Annotated in this window: 18 protein-coding genes; 13 read left to right on the forward strand and 5 right to left on the reverse strand. The window is 63.4% G+C overall.

What is annotated here, in order from left to right; translation table 11 throughout:
* The first annotated feature begins 95 nt into the window (after positions 1-95).
* The 5 genes from RBA95_RS08625 to RBA95_RS08645 all read left to right on the forward strand — a co-directional run bounded on the left by RBA95_RS08625 (position 96) and on the right by RBA95_RS08645 (position 3,537).
* Positions 96-680 carry a hypothetical protein gene (locus tag RBA95_RS08625; protein WP_306016447.1) on the forward strand — a complete coding sequence of 195 codons (585 nt, stop codon included), beginning with the start codon at positions 96-98 and terminating at the stop codon, positions 678-680.
* Between the two features lie 14 nt (positions 681-694).
* Positions 695-1,348 carry a GNAT family N-acetyltransferase gene (locus RBA95_RS08630; protein WP_306016448.1) on the forward strand — a complete coding sequence of 218 codons (654 nt, stop codon included), beginning with the start codon at positions 695-697 and terminating at the stop codon, positions 1,346-1,348.
* Positions 1,345-1,929, forward strand: a complete 585-nt coding sequence (locus RBA95_RS08635) for a cysteine hydrolase family protein (RefSeq protein ID WP_306016449.1) — start codon at positions 1,345-1,347, stop codon at positions 1,927-1,929. The genes RBA95_RS08630 and RBA95_RS08635 overlap by 4 nt, the downstream gene beginning before the upstream one ends.
* 142 nt (positions 1,930-2,071) lie before the next feature.
* Positions 2,072-3,121, forward strand: a complete 1,050-nt coding sequence (locus RBA95_RS08640; RefSeq protein ID WP_306016450.1) for an isoaspartyl peptidase/L-asparaginase family protein — start codon at positions 2,072-2,074, stop codon at positions 3,119-3,121.
* Positions 3,122-3,123: 2 nt separating this feature from the next.
* On the forward strand, positions 3,124-3,537 hold the full coding sequence (locus RBA95_RS08645) for a hypothetical protein (protein WP_306016451.1): 414 nt from the start codon (positions 3,124-3,126) through the stop codon (positions 3,535-3,537).
* A gap of 45 nt (positions 3,538-3,582) precedes the next feature.
* Here RBA95_RS08645 and RBA95_RS08650 read toward each other — a convergent pair whose 3' ends face one another.
* Complete coding sequence (locus RBA95_RS08650) at positions 3,583-3,816, reverse strand: hypothetical protein (RefSeq protein WP_306016452.1); 234 nt, start codon at positions 3,814-3,816, stop codon at positions 3,583-3,585.
* A 145-nt stretch (positions 3,817-3,961) separates the two neighbouring features.
* Here RBA95_RS08650 and RBA95_RS08655 point away from each other — a divergent pair, with 145 nt between their 5' ends.
* Genes RBA95_RS08655 through RBA95_RS08665 form a run of 3 tightly spaced genes read left to right on the forward strand, consistent with a single transcriptional unit; the run spans position 3,962 to position 7,168 of the window.
* On the forward strand, positions 3,962-5,098 hold the full coding sequence (locus RBA95_RS08655) for a homogentisate 1,2-dioxygenase (protein ID WP_306016453.1): 1,137 nt from the start codon (positions 3,962-3,964) through the stop codon (positions 5,096-5,098).
* 8 nt (positions 5,099-5,106) lie between these two features.
* On the forward strand, positions 5,107-6,117 hold the full coding sequence (locus RBA95_RS08660) for a hypothetical protein (protein WP_306016454.1): 1,011 nt from the start codon (positions 5,107-5,109) through the stop codon (positions 6,115-6,117).
* 37 nt (positions 6,118-6,154) lie between these two features.
* Complete coding sequence (locus RBA95_RS08665; RefSeq protein ID WP_306016455.1) at positions 6,155-7,168, forward strand: fumarylacetoacetate hydrolase family protein; 1,014 nt, start codon at positions 6,155-6,157, stop codon at positions 7,166-7,168.
* A gap of 76 nt (positions 7,169-7,244) precedes the next feature.
* Here RBA95_RS08665 and hspQ read toward each other — a convergent pair whose 3' ends face one another.
* Positions 7,245-7,574, reverse strand: a complete 330-nt coding sequence (gene hspQ / locus RBA95_RS08670) for a heat shock protein HspQ (RefSeq protein ID WP_306016456.1) — start codon at positions 7,572-7,574, stop codon at positions 7,245-7,247.
* Between the two features lie 214 nt (positions 7,575-7,788).
* Here hspQ and RBA95_RS08675 point away from each other — a divergent pair, with 214 nt between their 5' ends.
* Both RBA95_RS08675 and RBA95_RS08680 read left to right on the forward strand, forming a co-directional pair.
* On the forward strand, positions 7,789-8,937 hold the full coding sequence (locus RBA95_RS08675; RefSeq protein WP_306016457.1) for a Ppx/GppA phosphatase family protein: 1,149 nt from the start codon (positions 7,789-7,791) through the stop codon (positions 8,935-8,937).
* Positions 8,924-9,679, forward strand: a complete 756-nt coding sequence (locus tag RBA95_RS08680) for an RlmE family RNA methyltransferase (protein WP_306016458.1) — start codon at positions 8,924-8,926, stop codon at positions 9,677-9,679. The genes RBA95_RS08675 and RBA95_RS08680 overlap by 14 nt, the downstream gene beginning before the upstream one ends.
* A 32-nt stretch (positions 9,680-9,711) precedes the next feature.
* On the opposite strand, the gene RBA95_RS08685 is transcribed toward RBA95_RS08680, so the two are convergent.
* Positions 9,712-10,257: an SRPBCC domain-containing protein gene (locus RBA95_RS08685; protein WP_306016459.1), complete on the reverse strand. Its 546-nt coding sequence runs from the start codon at positions 10,255-10,257 to the stop codon at positions 9,712-9,714.
* A 175-nt stretch (positions 10,258-10,432) separates the two neighbouring features.
* Here RBA95_RS08685 and RBA95_RS08690 point away from each other — a divergent pair, with 175 nt between their 5' ends.
* Positions 10,433-11,203, forward strand: coding sequence for a Coq4 family protein (locus RBA95_RS08690; RefSeq protein ID WP_306016460.1), 771 nt, complete (start codon positions 10,433-10,435; stop codon positions 11,201-11,203).
* On the opposite strand, the gene RBA95_RS08695 is transcribed toward RBA95_RS08690, so the two are convergent.
* Entirely contained in the window at positions 11,200-11,577 is a 378-nt protein-coding gene (locus RBA95_RS08695; RefSeq protein WP_306016461.1) for a hypothetical protein, read from the reverse strand. The two genes, RBA95_RS08690 and RBA95_RS08695, sit on opposite strands and share 4 nt — an antisense overlap.
* Positions 11,578-11,747: 170 nt before the next feature.
* Here RBA95_RS08695 and guaB point away from each other — a divergent pair, with 170 nt between their 5' ends.
* Positions 11,748-13,220, forward strand: a complete 1,473-nt coding sequence (gene guaB / locus RBA95_RS08700; RefSeq protein WP_306016462.1) for an IMP dehydrogenase — start codon at positions 11,748-11,750, stop codon at positions 13,218-13,220.
* Positions 13,221-13,280: 60 nt separating this feature from the next.
* Here the strand turns inward: guaB and RBA95_RS08705 are convergent, their stop codons facing one another.
* Positions 13,281-14,030 (reverse strand): isocitrate lyase/phosphoenolpyruvate mutase family protein, encoded by a 750-nt coding sequence (locus RBA95_RS08705; RefSeq protein ID WP_306016463.1) that lies wholly within the window; start codon positions 14,028-14,030, stop codon positions 13,281-13,283.
* A gap of 351 nt (positions 14,031-14,381) precedes the next feature.
* On the opposite strand from RBA95_RS08705, the gene RBA95_RS08710 reads away from it, so the two are divergent.
* A complete protein-coding gene (locus RBA95_RS08710; protein ID WP_306016464.1) occupies positions 14,382-15,698 on the forward strand; it encodes an RsmB/NOP family class I SAM-dependent RNA methyltransferase in 1,317 nt (438 codons plus the stop codon).
* Positions 15,699-15,716 lie beyond the last annotated feature (18 nt).

Consider the following 15,716-nt stretch of genomic DNA (forward strand, 5'->3'; position numbering starts at 1 on the left):
GTCCGCTTTGCGGATGAATAGGGGGCATGTCGTGTTCGCTGAAGCGCAGAGGGGAGGAGTGCCGGTACCATTCAGGACATTGGATGAGGGGCTTCATGCGCGATCAGGATAAGCAACACCGGCTCGAAGGGCCAGATGCGCCAGCGACCGCTGAACTCATGCGCATCTTCGCCCGGCATGGCTTTACATCTTCTGAAGAGCCTTCGGATGTTGCAGATGCCTCCACAGTTGCAGTGACCGCACTCGGCGGGGCGCTCGCATCGTCCGATATCGTCTTGGATTGTCAGGCGCGTACAGGACGCTGCTTCTTTATTCGTCGCAATGAGCAGGGTGAAGCCAGTGGCTTTATCGCCCTGTTGTTTCTCAATGCCCTGGGGTTTGAAGCCCTGATGTACGGGCGGCTTTCACCTGACAATCCCGACCTTGATCAACTGACGGCGCGCGATGAACGCGCCTCCGCGATCTACGTGTGGTGCCTGGCGGGCGTCAGCGAAGCGGACAAGCGCGCGGTGGTGCGCGCTGTGACCGAAGCGCGGCGTCGGGCCTTTCCGCATGTGGCTCTGTTCGCCCGGCCGATGAGCCGGGAGGGACGCATGATGACCGCGGCGCTGGACGCGCCGTCGGCCGGTGCAGCCTGGCTGGGGTGGGTGCCCCAGGCTGCTGACAGCAACAAGTCTTAGGGTCGGAGGGGGCTATGGACGGAACGCGTGTTGAAGAGTTTGAACCGCCCGTGATCATTCGCGTGGCGCGGAACATGGACGATATGCAGCGGATCTCCGTTGTGCGCGCCCTGGTCTACATGGCCGAACAGGACTGCCCCTATGACGAAGAGTTCGACGGCAATGATCTGGCCGGATCGACCCATCTTCTGGGTGAAGCCGGTGGGGAGCCGCTGGGCTGTCTGCGCATTCGCTGGTTCGCCGATTTCGCCAAGATCGAGCGGGTCTGCGTGCGCAAGGGGCATCGCTCGGGCCGCGTGGCGCGTCAGATGATGACCGAGGCGATGGATCTGATCCGGCGCAAGGGCTACCGCAAATTCGTGGGTCATGTGCAAGAGCACCTGATCCCGTACTGGAAGCGCTATGGCTTCATTCACCGCGAGCACCGGGGTGTCTTCGTATTCTCGGATAGGGCGTATGCGGAAATGGAGGGGCGTCCCGAGCCCCACCCCAAGGCGCTTCACATTGATACCGATCCGCTCATTCTGGATCGGCCGGAAGGCGACTGGGATCGTCCCGGTCCGCTCGATAAATCAGTCAAACGCGGCGCGTCGCCGCTACAGGGGAGGGAGCCAGGACGCGGGGCGAAAGCCGCGGCTGCGCTCAAAGAGACGGAGAAAGCAAAATGAGCCTGGGGGTTCCCGTACTGGTCTGTCTGGATCTGCAAATGGAATTCGTCGCGGAAGGTCGTCCCTGGACGGACCCGCAAGGCGAGCGCATTGCTCAGGTCAGCGCATCCATCCTGTCTGAAGCCCGGGCGGCCAACTGGTCGATCGTGCACGCACAGCTGCATCCGGGTGGCCCGATCATGTCCGACAACGGCCTGCATCAGCCGGCGCCGGGCTGCGAGCCGCGGCCGGGCGAGATCCTGCTGCGCCGCGCCGGGGTCTCCGCCTATGCGCACCCGGATCTGTCCGGCATCCTCGAAGGCGCCATGGGCGCGCCGGCCTATGTGATGGGCTTTTCCGCGCCCACATCCCTGACCGCGACCTTGTATGACGCTGAGGAGCGCATGCACCCGCTCAACCTCATCGAAGAAGCCGTGGGCTCGGCGGAAGTCGGGGAATGGTCTGCAGATCACGCCCGTGAGCTGTGCATGGATACGGCAAGCCGGCTGAATCGCCTGGTCTCGCGCAGTGCGCTTTTCGGCGAAAAATCCCAGTATGCGCTTGGCCGCATCAATATGCTGACCCAGCCACGACTGAGCTAGACTGCAGACAGCTCTATCGTGCGGAGAAAGGCGAGGTCGGGGGGCCTCGCCTTTCATTTTTTGAGACTCGCTCCGCCTCGAACGCTTGCCTTGAGACGGCCAAGCTGATCCTCTTCGGCCAACACAAATCGGGGAGAGTGAAATGCGGCGTCTTTTGATGAGCGTGTGTGCGGTGGTTCTGGCGAACGGGGCGGCCTTCGCCCAGGACGAGTCCGAGGACTGGGCGATCGTCCTGCATGGCGGCGCCGGCGTCATTGAACGCGGCGACATGGATGCGGCCACCGAGGCCGCCTATCGTGAAGCGCTGGACGCCGCGATCCGACTGGGCGGCGACATGCTGGCTGACGGCGCTTCGGCCATGGATGTGGTGGAAGCCGTGATTCACACGCTGGAAGACGATCCCAAATTCAATGCCGGACGCGGCGCGGTGTTCACCTCGGGCGGGCGCAATGAGCTGGATTCCTCCATCATGCGCGGCTCGGACATGCAGGCCGGGGCTGTGGCAGGGGTCACCAATGTGCGCCATCCGATCTCGCTGGCGCGCGCCGTGCTGGAGCATAGCCCGCATGTGATGCTGCAGAGCGAAGGCGCTGAACAGTTTGCGGCGGACCAGGATCTCGAGCTGGTCGACAATTCGTATTTCTTCACCGAGCGGCGCTGGGCCTCCATGGTGCGCGCGGTGCGCCGGATGGGCCTGCCGATCCCGCCGCGCCCCGAGGGCGCCCCGGAAGCCGAGCCCATTGAAGAAGGGGCGCTCGACCTGATGGAGCGCGAACACGCTTTTGGCACTGTGGGCGTTGTGGCGCGCGATGCGAGCGGGGAAATTGTCGCCGGCACCTCCACCGGCGGCACCACCGCCAAGCGCTGGGGCCGGGTGGGCGACAGCCCGATCATTGGCGCGGGCACCTACGCCACATCCCAGTGCGGCGTTTCGGCCACGGGCACGGGCGAGTACTTCATTCGTCTGAACATCGCGGCGCGCATCTGCACCTATATCGAGGGCGGCGATACGCCGGATGCTGCGCTTGATGCCGTGATCATGGACGAGCTGACCGATATGGGCGGCGATGGCGGGGTGGTGATCCTGGCGAATGACGGCCCGCACTGGTCCTTCAACACGCCGGGCATGTATCGCGCCAGCTGGACGCCGGGTGAAGCGCCCGTGGTGTCGATCTATGGGGATGAAGAGTAGGCATGATGGCGCGGGCCGCGCTTGCCGGTCTGGTCTATTTCGCGATTGTTTTCGCCATCGGATTTGTTCTGGGCAGCATTCGCGTCCTGCTGGTCGCGCCTGTGTTGGGCGCGCTGGGCGCGGTGCTGGTCGAGCTGCCGGTTATCCTTCTGGCATGCTGGCTGGCCGCGGGCTGGCTCGCGAGATGGCTCAGCCCGCAGAGCGCTTCCGACGCGCTGATCATGGGCGCTGTCGCGTTCATGTGTCTGATGATCGCGGAATTCAGTCTTGCCGATTTGGCGTTTGATCGCAGTCTCACGGACCAGATCCGTCACTGGGCCACGCTTGAAGGCGCTTTGGGGCTGGGCGGACAGATCCTGTTTGCCATTCTGCCATGGGTGCAGGGGCGCCGAACTGCGGCGGTCAGGCCTCGATGACACCGCGCATGCCAGCCAGACCGTTCAACGGATAGGGCGGAGCGGTTAGCCGCCTCCGCCATCGCCGCCACCCCCGCCGTCCACACCATCGCCGCTACGCCCGATGGTGAGGAACACGCCGACGCCGACGAAAATCACCGCGATCGTGGTGGAGATCGGGTCGCTGATGGCTTGATGGGCGAACAAACCGGCGATCAGAGCGGCGAGAACGGCCAGTCCGGCGCGCAGCGGCAGGCTCATCTGTCTGCGCTCGTCATCGTCTTTGTCTTGATCTGTCATGAGGCACCCCGCTCTTTGGTTCAGCCTGCCGTCCGGTTCAACGGTGTCAAGCGGATCGTCGAAACGCATCGCGGCCCTCTTTCATTTAGTTTCAAATGTAACTAACTTGTTCGATATATGGTTTTCGCCAGTCAGGGAGCGCCTCATGGCTCGCAAATGGATTTACGCATCTCGTGTGGAAGGCAATGCCTCGCGTCAGGCTCATGCCGACATGCCCGAAGGCACCTATGAGCGGGAGATGAGCAAGGAGGGGTTCTTCGGTCCCGCCGCTTTCCTGCACCACAAGCGCCCGCCCACGAGCTGGGTGGACTTCGAAGGCCCGCTGCAGCCGCGTGCGTTTGATCTGAACAAGCTGGGCCAGGCGGAAAGCTCGCCCTGGAGCGCCGCATCGGTCCTTTACAACAACGCCACCGATATCCGGTTCTGGTCGCTGGCCGAGCCGATGACTACGCTGGCGCGCAATGCCGATGGCGACCAGCTCCTGTTCATCCATCGCGGCGCGGGCTCGCTGTTCTGCGATTTCGGCCATCTGGAATACGAGGCGGGCGACTACATCGTCCTGCCGCGCGGGACCCTGTGGCGTCTGTCGCCGTCCGGGCCGACCCTGGTGCTGATGGTGGAAGCCACCAACACCCACTACACCCTGCCGGACAAGGGGCTGGTCGGCCCGCACGCCGTGTTCGACCCGGCCATGTTCGACGTGCCCGCCATGGATGACGCCTTCAAGGCGCAACAGGCGGACGAGGATCACGAATGGAAGGTGCTGATCAAGAAACGCGGTCAGGTCTCCACCATCACCTATCCCTATAATCCGCTGGATGCGGTGGGCTGGCATGGCGAATTGCACCCGGTGCGCCTGAATGTGCGCCATATCCGGCCGCTGATGAGCCACCGCTACCACTTGCCGCCGAGCGCGCACACGACCTTCCTGTCGGATCGTTTTGTGGTGTGCACCTTCGCCCCGCGTCCGTTCGAAACCGATCCGGGTGCGCTGAAGGTGCCGTTCTTCCACAATAATGACGACTATGATGAAGTGCTGTTCTACCATGCCGGCGACTTCTTCAGCCGCGACAATATCGATGCGGGCATGATGACCTTCCACCCGGCCGGCTTCACCCACGGCCCGCACCCCAAGGCGCTGGCCAATATGCTCGAGCAGAAGAAACCGGCGACCGACGAATACGCCGTGATGATCGACACCCGCGACCCGCTCGATGTGGGCGAGGGGGCTTCGCGCGTTGAAAATCTGGATTATGTGAACAGCTGGAAGCCAAAGGGCTGAACACCGGCATGACGTCATCTGATGTGTATCTGGACCCGGCCTGGCGGCTCGACCGCTTTGATCAGACCGGGACCGAGGCGATCTTCATCCGCGCCGATCGCGACCGGCTGAGTGAGGCTCCGTTTCTGGATCAGAGATGGCGTCAGCCGCATGACGAGCTGGCCGCGTTGAGCGTTCAGAACATGGTCAGCCACGCCCCAAAAAGCGCGCCGCCGGCCTTTATCTGGCACAGTGCCTTCTGTTGCTCGACACTGCTCGCTGGCGTGCTGGACCATGAGGGTGCGGCGCTGGGCGTGCGAGAGCCGGACATGTTGATGACGCTCGCCAATCTCAAACGGCAGGGGCAGGGCGTCTCGGGCGTCTTGCCCGCCGTGCTCAATTGGCTGTCTCGCGGCTATGACGCGGGTGAGCGCGCGGTAATCAAGCCGACCAATCTCGCCAACAACCTGATGAGCGATGCGATGGCGGCCAGCCCGTCCAGCAAGGCGATCCTTCTGACGTCGTCGCTTCGGGCCTTCCTTGTGTCGATCGTGAAAAAGGGCGAAGCCGGACGCGCGTTTGCACGCTTCATGTATACGGTTTTCGCCATGGATGGTCGGGCGCTTTCGATCAGCGAAATCGACCGTCTGCGATTGACCGATCTGCAAATCGCCGCCCTGGTCTGGCACATGCAGATTGCGGAAATGAACGCCCTGTCCCAAGGCGAGGGCTCTGGACGGGTGGCATGGCTCGACGGGGACGCCTTCATCGCCAGGCCCGAGCCCGTGCTGGCCCGGGTGGCGGAGTTTCTGGAGCTCGATCTGACTGCTGCACAGATTGCACAAGCCGCCAGCGGACCCAAGATGTCCCGCAACGCCAAGGCGCCCGAGCAAGGCTTCGCCGCCGCAAGTCGTGCCGAGCAAAATGAACAGATCGCGCGGTCGCTCGGCCCTGATCTGGACCGTATCATCGAGTGGAGCTACGGGCTTCACGCCGACACCCCGTCTGACGCCCCTGTCGCGCCCGCCCTTCTGGGATGACGGCGCAACAGATCACCTACCTACAAAGGATAGAGTCATGAAACTCGCGACGCTGAACAATGGAAAACGCGACGGCCGCCTGGTGGTCGTGTCCAAGGACCTCGCCTGGTGTGCGGACGCCAGTCACATCGCGCCGACCTTGCAGGCGGCGCTTGACGAGTGGGAGGACAAGGAGCCGGCCTTGCGCAGCCTCGCCGAGGAACTGGAGCGCGAAGCCATTCCGCGCGAGCGCTTCCATGAGCGTGACGCCCTGTCTCCCCTGCCGCGGGCGTTCCAGTGGGCGGACGGGTCGGCCTATGTCAATCACGTGGAGCTGGTGCGCAAGGCGCGTGGCGCGGAATTGCCGGACAGCTTCTGGACCGACCCGCTGATGTATCAGGGCGGCTCGGACAAATTCCTGGCGCCGCGTCAGGACATTCCGCTGGGCGATGACAGCTGGGGCTGTGACTTTGAAGCCGAAGTCGCCGTGATTACAGGCGATGGTCCGGCCGGGCTGAGCGCGGATGACGCCGCCAAGGAAATCCGCCTGGTGATGCTGGTCAATGACGTGTCCTTCCGTGGTCTGATCCCCGGAGAACTGGCCAAGGGCTTTGGCTTCTTTCAGTCCAAGCCGCCGAGCGCCTTCTCTCCGGTGGCTGTCACCCCGGACGAGCTGGGGGATGCCTGGGATGGCCGCAAGGTGCACCTGCCGCTGCATTCGTGGCTGAACGGCGACAAGTTCGGCGAGCCTGAATGCGCGGTCGACATGACCTTCGACTTCGCTCAGCTGGTCGCACACGCCGCCAAGACCCGTCCGCTGTCGGCGGGCTCCATTGTCGGCTCTGGCACCATCTCCAACAAGCTTGATGACGGGCCCGGCAAGCCGGTTGCCGAAGGCGGCAAGGGCTATTCCTGCATCGCCGAGATCCGCATGATCGAAACGATCTATGACGGCGCGGCGAAGACCCCGTTCATGACGCCGGGCGACACCGTGCGCATCGAGATGCTGGACAAGGATGGCAAGTCCATCTTCGGCGCCATCGAACAGAAAGTGGTTCGCTACGAGGGCTAGCCTTCATACTGGTTCGACAAGCAAACGCCCGGATGTTTCATCCGGGCGTTTGTTTTGGCGGCTCAGGCGAGAGCGCTCAGTTCGTGGAGAAGCCGCCCGTCTTCAACGTGTAGCGCTTGCCGTCAAAGCCTTCGAAGATCTCGATCGTGTCGGGATGACCTACTGCGCCGTTCTCCGCGTCTGGTAGAAGATTGCCTTCGGAGACATAGGCTTCGTAATGGCCGTCCTCGTTTTCCGCGAGCAGGTGGTAGAAGGGCTGGTCCTTTTCCGGTCGCAGGGATTCTGGAATGGACAGCCACCATTCCTCGGTGTTCGCAAACACCGGATCCACGTCAAAGATCACTCCCCGGAACGGGAAGAGCCTGTGGCGCACCACATCACCAATTGTGAACTTGGCCTCACGCAAGGCGGACCTCCTGTTTTCGGGACCGTCAATGTAGTAGCCAGCGCATGCAATTCCAGTGCCTGACACTGTCACAACCGGGTTCTGCGCTTTCACAAGCGTGAAAGGCGAGCTATCCTTAACGTCAAACTGAAGGATCGCCCGCCACTTGCGTGTTGGCCGTCGCCGGATCCCGGCGCGCTGCATGCGTTTCGCGGGCGCGATGAGGACGAACACCATGGCGAAGGACGCGGCCGGCTCAGAGCCAGCGCGCCAGCGCCCGAATCGAGGTCGGAAACCCGCCCGCCAGGATCCCGTTTACGGGGCCATCGATCTGGGCACGAACAATTGCCGCATGCTCTTGGCGCGGCGCACGCGGGGCGGTTTCCGTGTGGTCGACGCCTATTCCCGCATCGTCCGTCTGGGCGAGGGTATCACGGCATCTGGAGAGCTGTCCGAAGCGGCCATGGATCGCGCCGTTGAAGCGCTGGGCGTGTGTGCGGACCGCATCAAGCGCCGCAACGTCACCAAGCTGCGCGCCATCGCCACCGAGGCCTGCCGACAAGCCAAGAATGGCGAAGTCTTCCTTGAACGGGTGAAATCCGAAACCGGGCTCGATATGGAAATTATCGGACCGGAGGAGGAAGCGCGTCTGGCCGTGCAGGGCAGCCTCGACCTGCTTGATGAAAGCATGGACGCGGCGGTGGTCGTCGATATTGGCGGCGGCTCCACAGAGCTGTGCTGGGTGGATCTGGCCGAGTGGCGCAATCGCGGCGGCTATGAGAGCGGCGGGCGTCCGCCGCTGCGGGGCTGGTCGTCCATGCCTCTGGGCGTGGTGACCCTGTCCGAACGGTTTCCGGAACCCAAGAACGCCGATGATGCGGGCCGCGCTGAATGGTACGGCCAGATGAAAGCCTTCGCCCGCAAGCATCTCAAGCCGCCCAAGGGCGCGCGGCGTTTGAGGCCCGTATTCGAGTCGGGCCGTGCTCATATGGTGGGCACGTCCGGCACGGTCACCTCGGTGGCTGGCGTGCATCTCAACCTGACCCGCTATATGCGCGACAAGGTGGACGGCATGTGGATGACCTCTGAAGAGGCCCATATCGCCTGCCAGCGTCTGGCGACGCAGGATCGCGCCGGTCGCGCGCGAGAGGGCTGTATCGGCCATGACCGCGCTGATCTGGTGCTGGCCGGTTGCGCCATTTATGAAGCGGTGATGGAAGCCTGGCCGACGGAACGCGTGCGGGTCGGGGATCGGGGCTTGCGTGAAGGCATGTTACTGAACCTGATGCGGCCCAAGCGTCGGCGCGGCCGCCGCGGCGCGGGCAAGCGCTCGGACGCAGCGAGCCCACAATCTGAGAAGAGAGACGGCCATGAGCAAGGATGACGACAACGGCGAGGGGGAACCCGAACGCCGCCGCCGCCGGTCCGGTCCGGTCACCAAGGGCGGTGACGCCCGCTCGGCCAAGCAGTTCCGTACGCGCGTGAAAACCGCTCGCGGGCGCAAATATTCGTCCAAGCTCTGGCTCGAACGCCAGCTCAATGACCCCTATGTCGCCCGGGCCAAGCAGGAGGGCTATCGCTCTCGCGCGGCCTACAAGCTCATCGAGCTGGATGACAAGTTCGGCCTGATCAAGCCGGGCATGCGTGTGGCGGATCTGGGCGCGGCGCCGGGCGGCTGGGCGCAAGTGGCGCTCAAGCGCGGGGCTGAGCATGTGGCCGGTGTCGACCTGCTGGAGATCGAACCCATTGCAGGCGCCATCCTCATGCAACTCGACTTCACCGAGGAGGGCGCCGAGGACAAGCTCAAGGAAGCGCTGGGCGGGCCGGCCGATCTGGTGATCTCCGACCTGGCGCCCTGGACGACCGGGCACAAGTCCACGGACCATTTGCGCATCGTGGCGCTGGTGGAGACGGCGGCCTATTTCGCCCTCGACGTGCTCAAGCCGGGCGGCGGATTTGTCGCCAAGGTGTTCCAGGGAGGCGCAACCGGTGAATTGCTGGACCTGCTCAAGCACCGCTTTGAAAAGGTGCGGCACTACAAGCCGCCGGCCAGCCGGTCTGAAAGCGCGGAGACCTTCCTGATCGCGACGGGCTTCCGGCCCGAACGCAAAGAGGATGAGGACTGAGAGGCATCAGCCGGCGTTCAAGGCGCCGGCGATCAGTCCTCCACAGTGGCGAGATAGGCGCTGAGTTGCTGCATCGACCAGGCATTGCCTTGCAGGAAGAACTGCTTGAGCGCTTCGTCTGACTCCTCATAGCCGACGCCATGCACGGTCAGACGCGTGGTCTGCGCGTCTATCGCCTGAAATTCAAAGATCGACACCAGACGATCCAGCGTGTTCTGATCGATGGTGCCCGGCGGCGCCTGCACGGTTTTGAGCACCAGCAATTCTTGCGGCAGATAGGCTTGGATCTCGATGACGATACTGTCGGGCGACCCCGCCTGGGGATTGTCGGCGTAGGACGCCTCGATCTGCCCGCCGACCGCCAGGTCGATGCGCGCGAACGGCGCCGCCCAGCCTTCATACCCCGCTTCGGTGGTGAACGCGTCCCAGACCGCTTCCGCGCTGGCCTCCAGCACGACGGTCTGGGTGACAACGGGGGACAGGCTCAGGGTTTCGACCTCGCCGACGGGCGTGTCCGCGGCGGCGACCGGCGCCAAGCCTACGAAACCGATCAGGGCCATCAGTTTGATGAACCGCATGCGCTCGCTCCTCCATGAAGTGTGGGCGTCAGAATGCCTGATTGCCGAGGGCGTGGCGAGCGCTCCGTAAGAATGTCCAAGAGGTAAACGCCGTTCACTTTTTGCTTGGCGTGTTCATTCATATGTGGATACTCCCATGCAGGGCGGTATGGAAAAGACCGCCGGGAGGACAGACATGACTGAACAGCCAGCGGCTTGCCCGCCCTATCCGTGGGAACCCTTCAATCCGATTCGCGCCTGGAACGCGTTCTGGGGGCTCGTCGGAGATCGGGATGATACACGCTATGTCTTCGCCTTTTTCCGGGCGGTGAACGGGCAGAGCATGGGCAATATCTTCGAGCGCTTCGTCGCTTGCGAGTTTGGTCAAAGCCAGATCGAGGACCGCACGCGCTTCGCTGACAAGCTGCTCGACCGCAAGACCCTGGAATCCTACGGACCTGGCACATTTGCGGCGGCGTATCTCAAATATCTCGACAGCGAGAATCTGGATCCGCTCGGCGTGCACACGGCGGCGGTGGAGAACGCGCCCGAGCTCTATGCGCAGCTTGAGCGGGACTATCCCGAATTCGCCGCCATGACCTACACCTTCCACCTCGCGCACGACCTGCATCATGTGCTGACCGGCTATGGTCGTGATCCCCTGGGCGAGGCGCTTTTGCTGACCTTCAACGGCAATCAGAACGGCACGCGCGGCTCACGGCTTCTGGGCATGTTCGCCGGTTTGCGGATTCGATCGGAAATCTGGCAATGGCCTGTGGGGCGCATGATGTCGAACGCCCGTCATATGGCGCGCGAGGCGCGCGATTTCATGACGGTGGACCTGACCGATTATCTTCATTTGCCGCTGGAGGAGGCGCGTGAGCGTCTTCAGGTTCGGCCGGATCCGCTTTATCGCCAGGTCCGGGATGAATGGACGGGCCCCGAACCGGTGACCGCCAAGGCCTAGAGCCCCGGCGCCGGACGCCCGTTGAGCAGGTATTCCATGACCTCGGGGTCCTGGATGTCGAGCTTTTCGTAGGGGCCCAGAAGCCGCAGCCGGCTTTTGGGCTTGCCCGGCCCGAGGCGGCGCGCGGTCAGCATCACGACAATCCCCTCAAACCCGCATTCTTCGAGTGCGGGCAGGCTTTCGACGTAATCGCTATGAGGCGGGACGCGACGATCGAGAAAGACGAGGTCGTAGCCGGGCGCCTTGCTGTCTTCGCAGAACTGGTTGACGGAACTGTAGTGGTCGAAATCGAACGAGCCGCGAACATGTTCGGCCAGCCCTGACAGAATTGTCATCTCGACCGGATCGTCATCAATCACCGCAACGCGTCGCATCAAAGTTTCCTTATACCTGTCAGGGGGGTGCGCGAGTTTCGCGCTCAGGTTGGTTAAGCATAACCTTGCGCAGCTATAGGAGCAATCCATAGCACGATGCGGCTAAATAGCCTTGCGCTCGGCTTCAAACCTGCTAAAGCGGCCACGCAAGAGACAAGGAGGCCTCCCCCATGCAGATTCGCGAGGGGCTCACCTTTGACGACGTGCTCTTGCAGCCCGGTTCGTCTGAGGTTTTGCCCGCTGACGCTTTGGTGCAGACCCGGCTGACGCCGTCTATCACCCTGAACATTCCCATCCTCTCGGCCGCCATGGATACGGTGACTGAAGCTGGTCTGGCGATCGCCATGGCCCAGGATGGCGGCCTGGGCGTGATCCATCGCAATCTGACCAATGAAGAGCAGGCCGAAGAAGTCCGCCGGGTCAAACGCTATGAAAGCGGCATGGTGGTCAATCCGATCACCATTTCGCCCAAGGCGACCCTGGCCGAGCTCCAGGCGCTGATGAACCACCACAAGATTTCCGGCATCCCGGTCGTCGAGGGCGGCGAAGGCGTGAACGGCAAGCTGGTGGGCATCATCACCAACCGCGATGTGCGTTTCGCCGACGACATGAACCAGCCGGTGTCCTCGCTGATGACCCATGAGGGTCTGGTGACGGTCAAGCCGGGTGTGGATCAGGGTGAAGCTCGCCGTCTGCTGCACAAGCACCGCATCGAGCGCCTGCTGGTCGTTGATGATGAAGGCCATTGCGTGGGCCTCATGACCGTCAAGGACATGATCAAGGCGGAAGCCTATCCCAACGCGGCCAAGGACGAGCATGGCCGTCTGCGCGTCGCCGCCGCCTCCACCGTGGGCGATGCCGGGTTCGAACGCGCCGAAGCGCTGATCGACGCTGGCGTGGATGCGGTTGTCATCGACACCGCGCACGGCATGTCCGCCTCGGTGCTCGAACAGGTCAAGCGTATCAAGGCGGCTTCGAACGCCACCCAGGTGATCGCCGGCAATGTGGCGACCTATGACGGCGCGCGCGCCCTGTTTGATGTGGGCGCGGACACGGTGAAGGTGGGCATCGGCCCGGGCTCGATCTGCACCACGCGGGTCGTCGCCGGCGTGGGCGTGCCCCAGCTGACCGCCGTCATGGAATGCCGCCGCGCCGCGGACGGGTTTAACGGTTCGATCATCGCCGATGGCGGTATCAAGTATTCCGGCGACCTGGCGAAAGCCATCGCGGCGGGCGCCGATTGCGTGATGATGGGCTCGATGCTGGCCGGCACCGAGGAAGCGCCCGGCGAGACCTTCCTGTACAAGGGCCGGGCCTATAAATCCTATCGCGGCATGGGCTCTGTGGGCGCCATGGCGCGCGGCTCGGCGGACCGGTATTTCCAGAAGGAAGTCACCGACCGCATGAAGCTGGTGCCTGAAGGGATTGAAGGCCAGGTGCCGTACAAGGGACCGGTCGCGCCGATCCTGCACCAGATGGTCGGCGGTCTGCGCGCCGCCATGGGCTATACTGGCGCCAAGACGATCAAGGACTTCCAGGAGAAGGCCGAGTTCGTGCGCATCACCAATGCGGGCCTGAAGGAAAGCCACGTCCATGACGTGACGATCACCCGCGAAGCGCCGAACTATCCCACGCCGTCCTAGGCCGAAGGATTGATCTCAACGCAAAAGCCCGGCGCGCGCGCCGGGCTTTTTGTTTTGGGGTCAGAGCGCGAGCGCCTCTCGGGACCGCTCGGTCAGCATCTCCATCGCTGCCAGATAGGGGGCGGGACCGAAGCTGAGGCGACGAGCGCCCGCCTGTTTCATGATCCGAAGCTGGTTCACATCGCCGACCATGACATTGATCGGCGCGCCGATCCGTTCGACCAGCTTTGCGACGAGGTCGGGATCTTTCAAGCCGGGAAAGAATATCCCGTCCGCGCCTGCATCCACATAGGCGTGGGCGCGCTCGATGGCGTGCTCCATCCGTTCGCTGGGGTGGGTCGGGTCTTCAGGATCAAAGAAGACTTCGCTACGTGCATTGATGAACAAGGGCTCACCTTCAGACGACTGAGCGCTGACGATCGCGCGTAGCTTGGCGGTGAATTTCTCGATCAGCACGGGGCTTGCCGTCTTGCGATCGCGATCCTCGATATTGATGCCCACCGCGCCGGTATTGCGCATTCGCAAGGCGTGATCGGCGACTTCGGCGGGGTCTTCGGAATAGCCGGTTTCGATATCCACGGTCAGGGGCACGGACAGGGTTTTGGCCATGCGGCGGGTGATGCGTTCAAGCCATTCAAGCGGCAGGGATTCGCCATCCTCAAATCCAAGCGCGGCGGCGACCGCCCAGCTGGAGGTGGCGATGGCCTTGGCGCCGGAGCGTTCAATGGCGAGCGCACTGCCCGCATCCCAGGCGTTGAACAGCACCAGCGGATCGCCGGGCGCATGCAGTTTGGCGAATTTTGCGTACATGAAAATGCTCCCTCATCATCCAGAACGCGTTTCGCCGCAATGACGGCAGGCGCGCTCGTTTATGTGTCTTTCAGGTCGATAATTGAACAGGTTCAGCGTTAAGGGATTCTTTGGGATTCTGGCGGCGCTTGCTGTCTGGTCCTGGATGTGATGAGGGAAGAGCGTGAAATTCACGCCGCGCCTGTGTATCAGAGCTCCCCGGAGCGTAGCTCCGCAAGCGCAAAGCGCGCCCGCCGCATGGCGGAACTAAAAAACAAACCGGAGCTTTGCTCCGCAAGCGCGATCGCGCGTCGGCCGAATGGCTGAACACCTAAAGGCCTGAACGGCCTGGAGAAGAAGAGAGACCTTCCCATGCGTGACGCAGGACGGATCGCGGGCGCCATAGAAGTGCTCGATGCGGTGATGAACCGGCACCAGCCGGTGAAGGACGCCCTGCGCGACTGGGGCAAGGCGCATCGCTTTGCAGGCTCGGGCGATCGCGCTTGGATGTCGGGCCTGGTGCTGGACGCGCTGCGCCGCCGGGGCTTTCTGCGCCATGTGATGGGCGAGGATACGCCGCGCGCGCTGGTGCTGGGCGCGCTGACCTATGCCTGGGGCATGGATGCAGCCGCAATCAGTGCGACCTTTGAGGGGGATGAGCATGCGCCTGAGCCGCTGACCGAGGCCGAGATTGCGGGCCTCTCAAACGGTGCGCCTGATGATACGCCGCTTCATATTCTCGCCGATGTGCCTGAATGGCTGGGGCCGAGCTTTGAGCGCGCCTATGGCGCGGATGCCGCCGCCGAAGGTCAGGCCATGGCGGGTCGGGCGCCGGTGGATCTGCGGGTGAACCGCCTGAAAGCCGAACCGGAAAAAGCGTTCGGCGCAGTTTCGTCCAAGATCAAGGGTATTGAGGCCTCTGACCTGACGCTGGATGGCTTGCGCATTCCCGAAACCGATCCGCGCGCCAAGGCGCCGGGCGCTGAGAGCATTCCCGCCTTCGGCAAGGGCTGGGTCGAGGTGCAGGATATCGGCTCCCAGCTCGCCGCGCTGGCGGCGGGCGATATCAAGGGCGCGCAAGTGCTTGATTATTGCGCCGGGGCGGGGGGCAAGACCTTGGCTCTGTCGGCGCTGATGGAAAACACCGGCCAGCTTTACGCCTGGGATTATGACGGGCGTCGCCTGCGCGCGATCTGGCCGCGCCTGCAACGCTCGGGCGCGCGCAATGTGCAGGTGCGTGACGGCAAGGAAGCGGAAACGCTGGGCGATCTCGAAGGCAAGCTCGATTGCGTCTTCATGGATGCGCCGTGCTCGGGCTCGGGCACCTGGCGGCGCCGTCCGGACAGCAAATGGCGTCTCAAAGAAGAAGCGTTCAAACGCCGTCAGTCCGAACAGGATGAAGTGCTGTCCAAGGCCTGGCGCTTCGTCAAACCGGGCGGGCGTCTCGTCTATGTGACCTGCTCGGTCCTGCCCGAAGAGAACGAGGACCGGGTGGCGGGCTTCCTTGAGGCGCACCCCGAATTCACGCCCGTGCCCGCCAGCGAGGCCATGGCCCAGTCAGGCCGCCTGTCCGAGGGCGCGCAGGATCGCCTGAAGGCCATTGAGGGCCGCTTCGGCGCCCTCCAGCTCACCCCGCATCGCACCGGCACGGACGGCTTTTATGTCTGCGTGATGGAGCGGGCGAAGTAAGCGCTGATCAATCGAAGA

It is taken from the genome of Oceanicaulis sp. MMSF_3324 (assembly GCF_030733545.1).
GTDB lineage: Bacteria > Pseudomonadota > Alphaproteobacteria > Caulobacterales > Maricaulaceae > Oceanicaulis.